The sequence below is a fragment of the Silvania confinis genome (assembly GCF_025564085.1).
Taxonomy (GTDB): domain Bacteria; phylum Pseudomonadota; class Gammaproteobacteria; order Enterobacterales; family Enterobacteriaceae; genus Enterobacter; species Enterobacter confinis.
In genome coordinates this window covers 947,780-963,798 of the sequence record NZ_JAMGZJ010000078.1, presented here as the reverse complement: position 1 = coordinate 963,798, position 16,019 = coordinate 947,780, and the positions used below count along the sequence as shown (strand labels likewise).

At 59.8% G+C, this 16,019-nt stretch carries 14 protein-coding genes and 1 pseudogene; 8 read left to right on the top strand and 7 right to left on the bottom strand.

Translation table 11 applies throughout. From position 1 onward, the window contains the following. Window positions 1–59 precede the first annotated feature (59 nt). Window positions 60–1,626, bottom strand: a pseudogene (locus M8013_RS22590) (methyl-accepting chemotaxis protein). Window positions 1,627–2,037: 411 nt separating this feature from the next. Then, a complete protein-coding gene (gene sad / locus M8013_RS22585; protein ID WP_271269982.1) occupies window positions 2,038–3,420 on the bottom strand; it encodes a succinate-semialdehyde dehydrogenase in 1,383 nt (460 codons plus the stop codon). Window positions 3,421–3,518: 98 nt separating this feature from the next. Here sad and ptrR point away from each other — a divergent pair, with 98 nt between their 5' ends. Continuing rightward, window positions 3,519–4,397 carry a putrescine utilization regulator PtrR gene (ptrR, locus tag M8013_RS22580; protein ID WP_271269981.1) on the top strand — a complete coding sequence of 293 codons (879 nt, stop codon included), beginning with the start codon at window positions 3,519–3,521 and terminating at the stop codon, window positions 4,395–4,397. On the opposite strand, the gene M8013_RS22575 is transcribed toward ptrR, so the two are convergent. Further along, a complete protein-coding gene (locus M8013_RS22575; RefSeq protein WP_271269980.1) occupies window positions 4,351–4,833 on the bottom strand; it encodes a GNAT family N-acetyltransferase in 483 nt (160 codons plus the stop codon). The two genes, ptrR and M8013_RS22575, sit on opposite strands and share 47 nt — an antisense overlap. A 150-nt stretch (window positions 4,834–4,983) precedes the next feature. On the opposite strand from M8013_RS22575, the gene M8013_RS22570 reads away from it, so the two are divergent. After that, window positions 4,984–5,928 carry an L-lactate dehydrogenase gene (locus M8013_RS22570; RefSeq protein ID WP_271269979.1) on the top strand — a complete coding sequence of 315 codons (945 nt, stop codon included), beginning with the start codon at window positions 4,984–4,986 and terminating at the stop codon, window positions 5,926–5,928. Window positions 5,929–5,932: 4 nt separating this feature from the next. On the opposite strand, the gene M8013_RS22565 is transcribed toward M8013_RS22570, so the two are convergent. From M8013_RS22565 to dtnK, 3 genes are read right to left on the bottom strand one after another with little or no spacing between them, the layout of a single operon-like run. Next, entirely contained in the window at window positions 5,933–6,694 is a 762-nt protein-coding gene (locus M8013_RS22565; RefSeq protein WP_271269978.1) for a DeoR/GlpR family DNA-binding transcription regulator, read from the bottom strand. A gap of 1 nt (window position 6,695) precedes the next feature. Continuing rightward, complete coding sequence (locus tag M8013_RS22560) at window positions 6,696–7,682, bottom strand: D-threonate 4-phosphate dehydrogenase (protein WP_271269977.1); 987 nt, start codon at window positions 7,680–7,682, stop codon at window positions 6,696–6,698. Then, window positions 7,675–8,895, bottom strand: a complete 1,221-nt coding sequence (gene dtnK, locus M8013_RS22555; protein ID WP_271269976.1) for a D-threonate kinase — start codon at window positions 8,893–8,895, stop codon at window positions 7,675–7,677. Before dtnK ends, M8013_RS22560 begins: the two co-directional genes overlap by 8 nt. A 172-nt stretch (window positions 8,896–9,067) precedes the next feature. Here dtnK and M8013_RS22550 point away from each other — a divergent pair, with 172 nt between their 5' ends. From M8013_RS22550 to M8013_RS22525, 6 genes are all read left to right on the top strand, one after another. After that, window positions 9,068–10,213, top strand: a complete 1,146-nt coding sequence (locus M8013_RS22550) for an iron-containing alcohol dehydrogenase (protein WP_271269975.1) — start codon at window positions 9,068–9,070, stop codon at window positions 10,211–10,213. A gap of 17 nt (window positions 10,214–10,230) precedes the next feature. Next, window positions 10,231–11,115, top strand: coding sequence for a dihydrodipicolinate synthase family protein (locus tag M8013_RS22545; RefSeq protein WP_271269974.1), 885 nt, complete (start codon window positions 10,231–10,233; stop codon window positions 11,113–11,115). A gap of 75 nt (window positions 11,116–11,190) precedes the next feature. Next, the gene (locus tag M8013_RS22540; protein WP_271269973.1) at window positions 11,191–12,603 is read left to right on the top strand and encodes a sodium:solute symporter family protein; all 1,413 of its coding nucleotides are present in this window, start codon (window positions 11,191–11,193) and stop codon (window positions 12,601–12,603) included. Between the two features lies 1 nt (window position 12,604). Next, entirely contained in the window at window positions 12,605–13,774 is a 1,170-nt protein-coding gene (locus M8013_RS22535) for a sialidase family protein (protein WP_271269972.1), read from the top strand. Further along, complete coding sequence (locus M8013_RS22530) at window positions 13,771–14,241, top strand: NanQ anomerase/TabA/YiaL family protein (protein WP_271269971.1); 471 nt, start codon at window positions 13,771–13,773, stop codon at window positions 14,239–14,241. The genes M8013_RS22535 and M8013_RS22530 overlap by 4 nt, the downstream gene beginning before the upstream one ends. A 1-nt stretch (window position 14,242) precedes the next feature. Further along, on the top strand, window positions 14,243–14,920 hold the full coding sequence (locus tag M8013_RS22525; protein WP_271269970.1) for an SDR family NAD(P)-dependent oxidoreductase: 678 nt from the start codon (window positions 14,243–14,245) through the stop codon (window positions 14,918–14,920). Window positions 14,921–15,113: 193 nt separating this feature from the next. Here the strand turns inward: M8013_RS22525 and M8013_RS22520 are convergent, their stop codons facing one another. Further along, window positions 15,114–15,908 carry a PhzF family phenazine biosynthesis protein gene (locus M8013_RS22520; protein WP_271269969.1) on the bottom strand — a complete coding sequence of 265 codons (795 nt, stop codon included), beginning with the start codon at window positions 15,906–15,908 and terminating at the stop codon, window positions 15,114–15,116. Between the last annotated feature and the right edge of the window lie 111 nt (window positions 15,909–16,019).

Genomic DNA, 16,019 nt, shown 5'->3' with positions numbered 1-16,019 from the left:
TGCTCCTTGCTCACTGGCCAAAAACGGCCAGCGAGTATAACAGAGGCGAATGGATGACGTCAGGCCGGGAGCTGGAAACGCGCCACCGCCCGTAACAGCAGGCCGGATTCGTTATGCAGCCGTTGCGAGGCCTCTGACGCAGTATTGACCAGCGTATCCGTCTGCAGGGCGACCTGATTCAGCGCCTGCAGCTGGCAGGTCATCTGATGAATGCTTTCGCCCTGGCTGAGGGTAGCGATCGAGATATCTGCACAGATTGCCCACCAGACCGATAACCTGCTGCAGGTTATCTTCCAGCCGGGTCACCGCTTTTGAGCCATCCTCAACGCCCTGCAGTGAATGGTTAATCAGCTGCTGAATAGTTTGCGTCGAATGGCTGCTCTTGCGCGCCAGCAAGCCGACCTCTTTTGCCACCACGGCAAAACCGCGCCCCTGGTTGCCTGCATGCGCGGCTTCTATCGCCGCATTCAGCGCCAGAATATTGGTCTGAAACGCCACATTATCGATGATTGCGACGATGCCCTGCATCTCCGCCGAACGCTCGACAATCGCCGCCATCGAGGCGTTGACGGTCTCCATCATTCGGTCGCCCCCAGCCGCCATCACCCGCGCTTCATCCGCCCGGCTGCTGGCCAGTTTTGCATAGCCGGTGTTGCCCTCAACGTGGGTTTCCAGCGTCGCGATGTGTGCGGTGACGGCTTTTAACTCCTGTGCCTGACGGGCGGACTGGTGGTACAGATCCTGATTACCCTGCGCCAGCGAACCGATATTTGTCATCATTGAGGTGGTGGCCTCGCTGACCTGCGTGACTAACTGCGCCAGCCCTTCCTGCAGGGTATCAACACTGTCACCGAGCTGGGCAATCTCGCGGTTGAAGCGTTTCACCGCAGGCGGCGGTGCTGATAAATCCCCCGCCGCCAGCAGGTTGATATGGGCAATCAATCGACGCAGCGGGGTGATGACCCAGCGTGACATGCCAAACCACACCGCCAGGGCAATCACCAGCAGCACCACCGGGGCCAGCAGGAACAGCGACTGCAGGTTCGACAGGCTGGCCGTCAGCAATTGCCGCCCCTGTGCCGCACGCTGTTCGCTGGCCTGCTGATAGCGGGCGTAGTTCGCATTAAAATCGGTCTGAAAAGCCTGGGCAGGTACCGCAAAGAAGGCGTCGATCGACTGACTCTTCACCAGCCCGTCGGCCTGCTCGTGGATGGCATCGAAGAACAGTTGATAGCTGTTGACCAGCGCCTCGTCCTGGGTTGGCTTCATCGCCAGCCACGACTGCCAGGCCTGCTGCGAATCCCGCAACGCCTGCTGAGCTTCGTCCATCAGGCTGTGCCAGCTCCCGTCCGACCCGGTCTCTTTATCCTGCATAAAATAGACGCCCGCCCGGTTAAGCAGGTCACTCGCCGCCAGCAGCGAAATCCGCGCCTGGTCGACCTTTGCCTGCTGCAGATGGGTAAGCTGATTGCGTTGTTCATTGCGCTGAGCATCATCCAGCGAGACGGAAAGCAGGACCGAAGAGGAAATTTGCAGGGCCGAAAACAGCCCGATAATGCAGAAAATCCCCACCAGCAGACCAAACTGCCGGGGGGCAATACGCTGTAAAATTTGCGTTAGGTTCATAATCATGTTCATTAACAAAGCCTTAGACGCAGCGAGTCTACTCAGTGAAAATGACAGAACTATTTCAGACTGATGACAAGAGGAACGATAACGATTGCAACGCTGTCACGATCTTATGTTTAAAAAAACGGTTTTCATCGACATATAGCGAAAATATGTCGATGCCGTAAACATCACTCTCAGTATTGGGGTATTCCAGTCATTTTGATCCGAAAGCGAAAGACGAAGGTACCGCGAAGCGGCGATTTTCTTGCCGGGAGCCCGGGTTGCCAGGGCGGCGGCGATGGAGCCGCCATGGCACGTTCACCGGTTCCATCATCACAGAGAAGCATTAGCCAGCAAGTGAACGGAATAACCTCCAGAGCCGCATGTTCCCCCTCACCCCAACCCTCAGGGAATTCACGCAAAAAACTACACCCGGTCTTTCCACACGGTCTGCACATTACAGAACTCATGCAGGCCAAAGTGCGACAGCTCCCGGCCAAAGCCGCTCTTCTTCACCCCACCAAACGCCACGCGGGCATCGCTGGCGCTGTAACCGTTGATAAACACCCCACCGCACTCAAGCTGGCGGGCAAAGCGCTCCGCCGTCTGGGTATTGGCGGTAAAGACCGTCGCAGACAGACCAAAATCGCTGTCGTTGGCAAGTGCGAGCGCATGATCGGCATCGGTTGCCACAGTAATGGCTGCCACCGGGCCAAACAGCTCCTGACGAAACGCGGTCATCGCTGGCGTCACGTTAGCCAACACCGTGGCGGGATAGTAGTTCCCTGCCCCCGCCAGTTTCTCGCCACCCAGCAGCAGGGTTGCGCCTTCGGCAAGCGTCGCCTGTACCTGCTGATGCAGCTCGTCGCGCAGATCGTAGCGCGCCATCGGCCCGAGATAGTTTTCTTCATCGTCAGGCGCCCCCATCTTCAGGGCGGCAGTCGCGGCCACAAAGCGACGGCTGAATTCGTCGGCAATCCCCGCTTCGACGATAAAACGCTTCGCCGCCGCGCACACCTGTCCGGTGTTTTGATAGCGCCCGGTCACCGCGGCTTTCACCGCCAGATCCAAATCGGCATCGTTCAGCACAATAAAGGGATCGGAGCCACCCAGTTCGAGGACGCATTTTTTCAGCGCTGCGCCCGCCTGCGCACCAATCGCTGCCCCGGCGCGCAGGCTGCCGGTGACGGTCACCGCCGCAATACGCGGATCGGCAATCATCTGACTGACGCCGTCATTGGTGGCGTTCAACTGCGCAAACACCCCCTGCGGGAATCCGGCGTCGACAAAAATCTGTTCAATCAGCTGGGCTGCACCCAGCACGTTCGGGGCATGCTTCAGCAGATAGCTGTTACCGGCCAGAACGATCGGCACCGCGCCGCGCAGCACCTGCCACAGCGGGAAGTTCCACGGCATTACCGCCAGTACCGGGCCCAGGGGACGATACTCAATCACCGCGTCCGCCAACGGGGTGGGCTCGGTGTTCAGCATCGCTGGGCCGTGTTCGGCATACCAGTCGCAGAGGTTCGCCGATTTCGCCACTTCCGCCCGCGCCTGAGCAATGGGTTTGCCCATCTCGCGGGTGATAGTCTGGGCCATCTCTTCGCCACGATTGCGCAATGCCGTACCCAGCGCGCGCAAGCATTCTGCACGGTCACTTACCGGGACGCTACGCCACTGGCGATAGCCCGCGTCAGCCTGCTGTAGGGCACGATCCACATCGGCAGACGTTGCCCACGGCCAGCGGGCAAGGGTTTCTCCGTTGGTCGGGTTAATCGAGAAAGCATGAGTGGCAGAGGATGTATTCATATTGCGCTCCTTAAATATCAGTTGATTCAGTGTGGCCCACTCTGCTATTTCTTAAAAATGAATAATAATAACCACCTTATTCACGAAACGAGAATGATATGGATCTGACCCAGCTGGAGATGTTTAACGCTGTCGCCCAGACCGGCAGCATCACTCAGGCCGCGCAGAAGGTACATCGCGTGCCTTCTAACCTGACCACGCGTATCAAACAGCTGGAGGCCGATCTCGGCGTGGATCTGTTTATCCGCGAGAACCAGCGCCTGCGCCTCTCCCCGGCGGGGCATAATTTCTTGCGCTACAGCCGGCAAATACTGGCCCTGGTGGAGGAAGCGCGAATGGTAGTGGCCGGGGATGAGCCGCAGGGGTTGTTTGCGCTCGGCGCGCTGGAAAGCACCGCCGCGGTGCGCATTCCGGCCTCGTTGGCGGCGTTTAATCAGCGCTACCCGCGCATTCAGTTTGCGCTCTCTACCGGCCCGTCCGGGACGATGATCGACGGGGTGCTGAAAGGCACGCTGAGCGCGGCCTTTGTCGACGGGCCATTAAGCCACCCGGAGCTGGAAGGGATGCCGGTTTACCGGGAAGAGATGATGCTGGTGGTCGCCGCCGGACATCAGCCAGTGCAGCGGGCGACCGAGGTCAGCGGGCGCGATATCTATGCTTTTCGCGCCAATTGCTCGTATCGCCGTCATTTCGAAAGCTGGTTTCATGCGGATCGCGCCACGCCGGGGCGCATCCACGAGATGGAGTCTTATCACGGGATGCTGGCGTGCGTGATTGCAGGTGCCGGGATTGCGCTGATGCCGCGCTCAATGCTGGAAAGTATGCCCGGTCATCATCAGGTGGAGGCCTGGCCGCTGGCCGAAAACTGGCGCTGGCTCACCACCTGGCTGGTGTGGCGTCGCGGGGCGATGACCCGGCAGCTGGAAGCGTTTATAGCCCTGCTAAACGAAGGTCAGCCACCAGCAGTTTCTCCATAAACAGGCTCAGAGGATCTTCCTCGTAGGGGGCAAACGCCGCGCGCAACTGATACCCACTGCGTTCGTACAGCCGCACCGCCGCATGCTGCTCGATCCCGGTTTCCAGCCGCAGGGTATGGCAGCCGCGACTGAGGGCTTCATCTTCCAGCGCCGCCAGCAGTTTTTCGCCCAGCTGCTGACCCCGGTGCGTAGGGTCGATGTAGACCCGTTTCATCTCGCCGCTGCCGTCACTGTTCAGCACCACCGCCCCGCAGCCGACGGCGTTTAGCTGCCTGTCGCGGATCACCATCATAATCAGGGTGTGGCCAGGCAGTTGGGTCAAATCCAGCAGATGATTACTTTCAGCCGGGTAGAGTGCGCTCTGGTAGCTGTCGAGGGCGGCAATCAGGGCAACGATGTCCGGATGCGCGGGCGATTCAGAGGAAATGGAATACATGGCAAGCTCCTTTGTCGTTTTTCTCCACCATAGCGCCAGCCAATTCTGCGACAGGCATATTTTAAACTTATAGCTGCCGCCAGCCATTGCACCACCTGCCCCCGCGGCGTAAGTTTGGTCGCAGGTACGGTTAAAACATCAGGAAAAACAATGAACACCAAAGCCCGCAAAGTGATGATTATCGGTGCCGGAAATGTCGGCACTTCCGCCGCCTACGCGCTGCTGAACCAGAATATCTGCGAAGAGCTGCTGCTGGTGGATATCAACCCGGCGCGCAGCGAAGGCCACGCCCGGGATCTGTCGGACGCTGCCGCCTATATGCCCGGTATGATGACCATCACCACCCGTGAGGCCAGCGACTGTGCAGATGTGGATATCGCGGTGATCACTGTCTCCGGCGGCGCGCTGAAACCCGGCCAGACCCGGCTGGATGAACTGGCCTCGACGGCAAAAATCGTCAAAGACATTGTGCCGCAGATGATGGCCGGTGGTTTTAACGGCATTTTCCTGATCGCCACCAACCCCTGCGACATCATTACCTGGCAGGTGTGGCAGCTTTCCGGCCTGCCGCGCAGCCAGGTGATTGGCACCGGAGTCTGGCTGGATACCACCCGCCTGCGGCGTACCCTGGCCCAGGCGCTGGATATCGGCGCACAGAGTATCGATGCCTTTATTCTGGGCGAACATGGCGATACCCAGTTCCCGGTGTGGTCCCATTCCGCGGTGTACGGTTCACCGATTGCCGACGTATATCATCGGCACACCGGTAACACGCTGGATTTTGCCGCCCTCGCCGAGAACGTGCGCAGGCAGGGCTTCGAGATTTACGCCCGCAAAGGCTGCACGGAATACGGGATTGCCGGGACCATCGCCGAGATCTGCCGCAATATCTTCACCGGCAGCCACCGGGCGCTGGCGATCTCCTGCATTCTGGATGGGGAGTATGGCGTGGAGGGGATTGCGATTGGGGTGCCCGCGGTGCTGGCTCAGAGCGGCGTGCAGCAGATTATCGAGCTCAACCTGGCGGAGGATGAACAGCAAAAATTCCGCCATTCGGCAGAGGTGATCAGAAATAATATCGCCCTGCTGCCCTGAGTCGTTACGGCGCCAGCGTCAGGCTGGCGTCGAGCTGGCTTAAGCTCTGCTGTACGGTTTCGTCCAGACGTCGGTCGGTGACGATATCGGTTAAGGTGTTGAGATGGGCGACGTTAAATAGCGACCAGGCGCCGTATTTGGAGCTGTCGGCCAGCAGGACACGGCGTCGGGCGTTGGCAATCAGGTCGCGCTTCAACGCCGCTTTTTCTTCTGTTGGCGAGGTAATGCCACGTTCCAGATCCCAGCCGTTACAGCTGACAAAGGCGATATCCGGCCAGACGTTCTGCAGCAGACGGCGACCGTGATCGCCAATGCAGGACTGGCTGGAGTCATCGATGCGCCCGCCGATGATCGTCACTTCAATCTGCTTAAACTCGGCAAGAAACAGCGCGATATGCAGATCGCTGGTGATCACCCGCAGCGGCAGATGGGTGAGCTGGCGCGCGAGTTCAATCATCGTCGTCCCCGCATCCAGCACCACCGAATCCCCGGCTTTGACAAAACGGGCTGCCGCGCTGGCGATGTCGTGTTTCTCCATCAGGCTGCGCTGCATCTTTTCGCTGGTGGTGGGCTGAGAAGGGATAAACCGGTTGAGGGTCACGCCACCGTGGGTACGGCTGATCACGCCCTCCTGATCGAGCTTAATCAGATCCCGGCGAATGGTCGCTGGCGAAGCGTCAGTTGCCGCCACCAGCTGATCGACCGTCACCAGGTTGTGCCCTTTCAGGTAGTCCATTATCTGTTCTAACCGGCTATATCCCTTCATATTATTCCCGTGTGATTTGCATCGCTAACTGGATAGAGACCGTCATGCTCTCAGACTTCGCTTTACCTGTCCACGCAATGTCGAACGCGGTGCCGTGGTCAGCCGAGGTGCGAATAAACGGCAGCCCGGCGGTAATGTTCACGCCGTCATAAAAACCGAGTAATTTTAGCGGGATATGTCCCTGATCGTGATACATCGCCACCACCATATCGTACATCCCTTCGTGGCACTGCATAAACACCGTATCCGGCGGGCACGGCCCGGTGACATTCAGCCCCTGAGCTTTCATCGCCTGTACTGCCGGGCCGACAATCTTGATCTCTTCATCGCCAAACAGACCGTTCTCCCCGGCGTGCGGGTTGACCCCGGCCACCGCGATACGCGGGTTTTTATATCCGACGCGCTTAAGGAAGGTATCCGCAATGCCAATGACAGTTTTGACCCGATCCTGGTTGAGGGTGTCGAGGAATTTGCGCAGTGCAATATGGGTGGTGATGTGAATGACCTTCAGCTGATCGGTATACAGCACCATCGCGTAATCTTTGCTGTCGGTGAGGTGCGCCAGCAGCTCAGTGTGCCCCGGATAGTGATGGCCCGCCAGATGCAGCGCCTCTTTGTTCAGCGGCGCGGTGGCAATGGCTTTGACCTCCCCCGCCATCGCCAGCTCGGTGGCGCGACGCACACAGCGATAGGCCAGATCCCCCGCCTGCGCCTGCACCACGCCAGGCTGTAACGCCTCCGGCTCGGCCAGCGGTTCATCGAGCACGTTGATGATCGCCGGGCCAAAACGCGCCTCGCTGACGGCAGAAATCACCCGCAGCTCGGCCGGGGCGGTGATCCCCTTATCCAGTACCCGATGCAGGGTTCTGGCGCAGCCGACCACCACCACCTCTGCGCCGGACAGTTCGCCCTCGGTCAGGGATTTGATAATGATTTCCGGGCCGATGCCCGCCGGGTCGCCCATGGTTACAGCAATGATATTAGTCACTCATCTTCTCCTCGATAAAATGCAAAACCTCTAGCAGCGTGGTCTCGGTACCAAAACCGCCCGCTTTGGTCATGACTGGCCCCTGCCAGCGACAACCCAAAAAACGACCGAACGGCACGCATTGCGCCACCTGTCCGCTTATTGCAAAACCTTGTGCGTCGAGCGCGCTGGCCACTGCCATCGCCACATCGCCGCCACTGACATACAGCGCCGCCGGGGTGTGGGACTCCAGCGCTTTACGCGTTAGCACCCCGAGAAACGCGCTGATGGTCTCACCCAGCGCCGCCCGGCTTAATCCGCGCTGTTGGCACACACTGTCGATCTGATGACGGGCCTGCCCATCGGTGCAGGTATGCACCACGCAGTGCTGGCCAGCCGCCAACGCGGTGGCGATCTGCTGCAGATACCCCGCCATCTCGTGGCGAAATACATCATCGATATCTATTAATACCCGGCTGACACCGGCCACTTCGCCGGCGCGCTGGATCTGTTGCTGAGCGATTTCACTCATCGAACCGATAACCGCCAGCAGCTGGCGTGGGCGGGCCAGACGACGGGCCAGGGCATCGCACAGCCCGGCCGAGCCCACCAGCAGCGGCCGTTCGTCGCCGTCCGAGACAGCGTCAATAATCTGATCCAGCTCGGCGTCCGTCCGGGCATCCACAATCAGCAGTGGGGTGTCGCCCTGCAGGGCGGCCGCAAGCTGAGCCGGGGTGACGACCACGCTGTTGAGGGCGGTTTGTTCCGCCAGCACCTTTGCTACCTGCGCATGGCGCACCGGGGTTTTCGGGTCGCTGGCAAACTCGGTTTCGGTGACCGGAATACCCTTAACCAGGCAGACGCCGCCTTGCGTGGTGCGCCCGGCCGCCGGGAACGCCGGGGCGATAATCGCCTGGCGCTTGCCGCTGATCGTCAGCAGGGCCTCGACTTCCGCGCCGGGATTGCCGCGCAGGGTGGAGTCAATTTTCTTCACCAGCCACGCGGCGGCGTCAATCTCGGCAGCGTAGAGCGCCAGTTTTTCAGCGGCCTCTGATGCCACCATCGCCCGACTGTCGCTATTAATAACCAGCGCATCGGTGTCGCCGGTAAAGGGGGTCCGAAACGCCACGCTGACTTTCTTACCGCGTATCGCCAGGCTGACGCCCGCGTCGTTGGCTCCGGTCAAGTCATCGGCGATCACCACCACTTCTCTGTTCAGGTTGTTCTCTTTCATCCCCACTCCGGGTTCGCATTTCCTGCCAATGATTATATTCAATCACGTTTGATTATGTGTGAGCAAGATCAAGGTATTCAGTTTGCGAATAAATTATAAATTTAGCCACACGATGACTGTGATTGCCTGGTTTGAGCGAAATCAATCACAGACACAGCAACAGGAGAGCAATGTGTTAACCATTAACAGTACGATTATCAGCGGTGCGGGGGCGATACCGGCCCTCGCGCCACTGCTGGCAGGCAAGACGCGCCTTTTACTGGTCACCGACGGCAACATCGCCCGTCTGGACGCCGCCCGCGCCATCCGCACCCTGCTGGAAGCCGACAACCGCCGCGTCAGTATTATTGACCGCGTGCCGCCGGAACCCACCAGCCACGACGTGCGCAGCCTGCTGGCAGACATCAACGAGACCAACTTTGATCTGGTGGTCGGCGTCGGCGGCGGCAGCGTGCTGGATGTGGCGAAGTTGCTCTCGGTGCTGTGTCATCCGGCCTCGCCGGGGCTGGACGCCCTGCTGGCGGGTGAAAAACCAACCGAGCGGTTGGCATCGCTGTTAATTCCCGCCAGCGCCGGTACCGGCTCCGAAGCCACGCCAAACGCGATCCTCGCCATTCCTGAGCAGAGCACCAAAATCGGCATTATCTCCCCGGTACTGCTGCCGGATTACGTGGCGCTGTTACCTGAATTAACCACCAGCATGCCGCCGCATATCGCCTCTTCAACCGGCATCGACGCCCTGTGTCATCTGATTGAGTGCTACACCGCCACCGTGGCAAATCCGGTGAGCGATAACGCGGCGCTGATTGGCCTGCGCAAGCTGCTGAACAACATCGAAACCGCCTGCGCCGAGCCGCACAACCTGGCGGCCAGGCTCGAAATGCTGTGGGCCTCTTACTATGGCGGCGTGGCGATTGCCCACGCGGGTACCCATCTGGTGCATGCCCTGTCGTATCCGCTGGGCGGCAAATACCATCTGCCGCACGGCGTGGCCAACGCTATCCTGCTGGCCCCTTGTATGCGCGTGGTGCGCCCGGATGCGACCGAAAAATTTGCCCGGGTATGGGATCTGGTGCCAGGTGCCGATACCACGCTTTCAGTAGAAGAGAAATCACACGCGCTGGTGGATTACTTTGCCGCTCTGGTGCGCCGCCTTAACTTACCGGACAACCTTGAAGCGCTGGGCGTCCCGCGGGATGACATTGCGTCGCTTAGCGACGCGGCGCTGAACGTCAAACGCCTGATGAACAATGCCCCGCGTCAGGTCAGCCATGCCGAGGTGCAGGGTATTTACCAGACCCTGTTCCCTGAAATTTAACATCGAAGGAGTGAGAAATGCGTAACAAGATTGAAGGCGTGCTGACGGCGATCGTCACCCCCTTTACTGAGGATGGCAAGCTGCATCTGCCGGGCCTGAAACGCCAGATCCAACGCCAGCTGGCGGCGGGGAACGGCATTTTCTGCGGCGGCACCAACGGCGAGTTTTTTGTGCTGAGCGAAGAGGAAAAAGTGGCCGTCACCCGCACCTGCGTGGAAGAGGTCGCCGGACGTGCGCCGGTGGTGGCGCATATCGGTGAGATCTCCACCCGCGCCACCATCCGCCTCGGTAAGCAGGTTCAGGCACTGGGCGTTGATGCTGTGTCGGTGATCACCCCGTGGTTTGTGCCGTTGAGCCAGCCGGAACTGATCGCCCACTACACCGCCATCGCCGATGCCCTGACGGTGCCGGTATTTCTGTACAACATCCCGGCACGCACCGGCAATACCATTGAGCCGCAGACCGCGCGCGTGCTGGCCGCGCACCCGAACATTATCGGCATCAAGGACAGCGCGGGCAGTTACGACAGCCTGAGCGGGTTCCTGAAAGCCGCGCAGGGTATGGATAATTTTGACGTGCTCAACGGCCCGGACTCGCTGATTCATCAGGGCTTTGTCGAGGGCTGTTCCGCCTGTATTTCCGGGCTGGCCAACGTTGCGCCACAGGCGATCAACGCCATCTGGACACGTTTCCAGGCGGGGGATATCGACGGCTCGCGCCTGGCGCAGGAGAGCGTCACGGACCTGCGCACCAATTTGTACAAAATTGCCTTCTCCCCGGCCGCCGTGAAAAAGGCGCTGCAGGTGATGGGCGAAGAGGTGGGTGAAAGCCGCTATGCGGTGGCTTTCGATGTGCAACAGACAGAACAGATCCGCCAGATAGTGACGAAGTCACTGCAATAAACGGCGCTTGATTTCGTCCATAAGAATTCGGGTGCCGCAGGCGCCCAGGATTCATACGCCCTGAGAGAGGCAAAGATGAACAACTTTACCGCTGAAGATACCCTCATCATCGTAGGCATTGTCATTGTCTACATTATTTTTACCACCTGGCTGACCTTCCGGTTGCGCAGTAAAAACTCCGGCGATTTTATGGAGGGCTCCCGGGCGATGCCGGCGTTTATCGTCGGGATCCTGCTGATGTCTGAATACATCGGTGCCAAATCCACCATCGGCACCGCCCAGGCGGCCTTTGAAAGTGGCTTTGCCGCATCGTGGTCGGTGATCGGCGCGGCCATTGGCTTCCCGCTGTTTGGCCTGTTGCTGGTGAAACGCATCTACAGCACCGGCAAAATCACTATCTCCGGCGCGATTGCCGAGAAGTACGGCACCAGCACCAAAAACATTATCTCAATCATCATGATTTACGCCCTGCTACTGGTGAACGTCGGTAACTATGTGTCCGGTGCGGCGGCGATCTCCACGGTGCTGAAGGTTAACCTGCCGGTGGCGGCGTTTATTACCGCGATTGTCAGTACCTTCTACTTCGCCTTTGGGGGCATGAAGGGGGTGGCCTGGGTGACACTGCTGCACAGCGCCCTGAAGTACTTCGGTATTCTGGTGATCATGGGCTTCGCCCTGTCGAAAACCGGCGGTTTTACCCCGATGATTGAACAGATGCCGTCGTACTACTGGACCTGGGATGGCAACATTGGCGCGACCACTATCGTTGCCTGGCTGATCGGCACCATCGGCTCGATCTTCTGTACGCAGTTTGTGATTCAGGCGATTTCGTCCACCAAAGACGTGAAGTCGGCTAAACGCTCGACCTGGGTGGCGTTCTTCTTCTGCCTGCCGATTGGGCTGGCAATTGCAGTGATTGGCGTAGCGGCGAAGTATCTGCACCCGGAGATCAACAGCCTGTACGCGATGCCGATCTTCCTGCAGGACATGAACCCGTGGCTGGCTGGTTTAGTGACAACGTCACTGGTTGCCTCGATTTTTGTTAGCGTCAGTACCGTGGCGCTGGCCATCGCCTCGCTGGTGGTGAAAGATTTCTACGTACCGTACCGCAACCCAACCCCGGAGCAGGAATTTAAAGCCACCCGCTGGATATCACTGTTGATTGGCTTCCTGCCGCTGATCTTCGTGCTGCTGGTCCCTGAAGTGCTGAAACTGTCGTTCTTCACCCGCGCCATTCGTCTGTCGATTACGGTCGTGGCGGTGATTGCGTTCTACGCCCCGTTCTTCAAGAGCACCCGTGGGGCGAACGCTGGCCTGATTGGCGCCTGCGTCGTGACCTCAGTCTGGTATCTGCTGGGCGATCCGTTTGGCATTAACAATATGTATATCGCGCTGATCACCCCGGCGGTGATTATGGCCCTTGACCGTTTGATCCCCAATAAAGCGGATCGCAAAGTGCCTGCCCCAGTTCAACATAATGGAGTCTGATATGTCTGTAACCGTAACCCGTGACGGGATTGTTCGCCCGCAGCCGCAGGATGCCCGCGTGGAAACGGCGATGCTGCCCTCCTCCTGCCCGCAGAATCACGCTGCGAACCTGCTGCCCCTGCCGGATGGCGCGCTGATGTGCGTCTGGTTTGGCGGCACCCAGGAAGGGATTGCCGATATCTCTGTGTGGGGCTCGCGCCTGGCCCCCGGCAGCAACCAGTGGAGCGAAGCGGTAAAGCTGTCGGACGACGCCAGCCGCTCCGAGCAGAATCCGGTCCTGTTCCTCGCCCCGGATAACGTGCTGTGGCTGCTGTGGACCGCCCAGCTCTCCGGCAACCAGGATACCGCTATCGTGCGCTATCGACAGTCGACGGATCTGGGCCACAGCTGGGGCGAAATCGCCACCTTGCTGGATAACCCCGGCACCTTTATTCGCCAGCCGATCGTGGTGCTGGACAACGGCAACTGGCTGCTGCCGGTGTTCTATTGCCGCACCCAGCCGGGCGAAAAATGGGTCGGCAACGACGACATCAGCGCAGTCAAAATCTCCGAAGACCAGGGTAACAGCTGGCGCGACGTCGCGGTGCCACAGAGCCTGGGCTGCGTGCACATGAACATCACCGCCCTGAACAATGGCCAGCTGGTGGCGCTGTATCGCAGCCGCTGGGCGGACAATATTTATATCAGCCAGTCGCTGGATAACGGCGAAAGCTGGTCGGTGCCGGAACCTACTGCGTTGCCGAATAACAACTCGTCGATTCAGGTAACCACCCTTGCCAGCGGCGAGCTGGCGCTGGTGTTTAATCACATGAGTGCCGCAGGTGCGCTGGAGCGCCGCGCCTCGCTGTATGACGAAATCGACGACGGCGACGGGCGTAAAGAGCCGGACGTGGGTGATGGCCGCGCGGCCTTCTGGGGCGCACCGCGCGCGCCGATGACGGTAGCCATCTCCGCCGACGGCGGCAAAAGCTGGCAATGGCAGCGCAACCTCGACGAGGGCGACGGCTATTGCATGACCAACAATTCGCTGGAGAAGCTGAACCGCGAATTCTCCTACCCAAGCATCAAACAGGGAGCCGACGGGTCGTTGCATATCGCCTACACCTACTTCCGCCAGGCGATCAAGTATGTGCGCGTAACGCCCGAGTGGGTGAAGGAGGTGCAACGGTGATTATCGGCCATCTGAATGCCCTGCCGCTGGCAGGGCTGCCCCCGGCGCTGCGGCAGATCCTCGATCGCCCCGACTGCTCTCTGGCGGCGTTGTCTGCCAGGGACGACGGACGCTGGCAGCCAGAAGACTGCCCGTGGTTCTGCCATATCGGCCCGGCGCAGACCCAACCCGAGGCTCAGCGCCATACCGAGTATCACCATTTATGGGCTGATATTCAGGTGGTGCTGGTAGGCGATGAGACAATCCGCGCGGGCATGCAGTCGCTGGCTCAGACCGGCGATGAGGAGCGAAAACCCGATCTCTGGATTGCATCTGAAGCCGTGCATCCGGTGAGCATCCGGCTGGGCCGCGGGGATTTTGCCATTTTCTTCCCCGGCGAGCCGCATCAGGCGCTGTGCGCAGTTGATCAACCGATGACGGTGCGCAAAGCGGTATTCAAAGTGCCGCGCGCGCTGCTGGAGGTGTGATATGCGCCATGCGATCGTCACCGGAGCCAGCTCGGGGATTGGCGAAGCCATTGTCACCCGCCTGCTCGCTGAAGGCTGGCAGGTGACAGGCTTAAGCCGCCGCGAGATGGACTGCGCCCATCCACACTTTACCAGCCTGAGCGTGGATTTGAGTGACAACGTCACGTTTAATGCGGCGCTGGCAACACTCCCGGTGCCGCAGGCGATTGTGCATGCCGCCGGGATGATGGCAGCAGCCCCGCTCGGCGAGCTGGACCCGAACGTCAGCGCCCGCCTGTGGGGGCTGCACATTCACGCTGCCGAACAGTTGTTTAACCACTTTGCGCCACGGATGCAGGCGGGCGGAAGGCTGGTGGCGATCGGCAGCCGCACCTCACGGGGTGCCGCCGGGCGCTCGCAGTATGTGGCGACCAAAGCGGCGCTGGTGGGGATGATGCGCAGCTGGGCCGCTGAACTGGCTCCACGCGGGATCACCGCCAACGTGGTGGCTCCAGGGGCAACGCAAACCCCGATGTTAAGTGCTCCAGGCCGGGAAACCTCACCGCCGAAAGTGCCGCCGATGGGCAGGCTGATCGCCCCGCAGGAAGTGGCCGCGATGGTTAACTACTTGCTGAGCGCCGAGGCCGCGCCGATCACCGGACAGGAGCTGGTGCTGTGCGGCGGGGCGTCGTTGGGGTGATGGGTGCGGTCTGCTTGCGCCGGGTGGCGGCTCCGCCTGACCCGGCCTACGTTTGGTTTTGTAGGCCCGTGCAAGCGCAGCGCCGCCGGGCAATGCCGCTGGGGTGATGTGCGGCCTGATGCCCCCACCCCGGCCTCTCCCACGGGAGAGGGAGAAAAGACTAAAAACGGCCCCTGGCGGTGCCGTTTTGCTTTTATTTTCGCAGGAACACGGTGCCTTTCAGATACAGCGTCGCTTGCCCGCCGATCAGCACGCGATCGCCCTTCAGCTCGCAGCGCAGATCCCCGCCACGGGCGGAGACCTGCCGCGCCTGCATCCGGGTTTTACCCAACTTCTCGCTCCAGTACGGGATCAGCATGCTGTGGGCGGACCCGGTAACCGGATCTTCCGCCACCCCTTCACCCGGGCAGAAAAAGCGGCTGACAAAGTCATCTTTATCTCCCGGCGCGGTCACGCAGACCATTTTGCCCAGCGGCATCATGGCGTTGATGTCTGGAGTCAGCGCCTCAACCTGCTGCTGGTTTTCCAGTACCACCATGTAGTCACGCCCTGCCCGCACCTCTTTCGCCCCAGCGATCCCCAGCGTGCTGAACAGCAGCTCCGGCGGGTTGTCGACCGCCTCGCAGCCCCAGGCCGGGAAGTTAAGCGTCAGCCAGTCGCCTTGACGGGTCACCGTCAGGTCGCCGACAAAACGGGTGGAGAAGACAATCTCGGTCTGCGGATAGTCGAGATACTCAAAAATCACGTGCGCACTGGCGAGCGTGGCGTGCCCGCACAGGTTGATTTCGTGCTGAGTGGTAAACCAGCGCAGTTCAAAGCCCGTATCAGTACGCACAAAAAAGGCGGTTTCGGATTGATTATGCTGCTGTGCCATTTTTAACAACGTCTCGTCCGGCAGCCAGTCCTCAAGGGGACAAACGGCAGCCGGGTTCCCACCAAACGCGCGATCGCTAAACGCATCGATCAGATAAAATTCAATTTTTTGCATTGTCTTACCTCTGTTTTTATTGTGTCGCGTTTTATATTCAATGAAACCGATCGGATTTACTACGATGCTGACCAGAGAGTTTTTGCGATCCAGATCACAAAGCGATTGTAT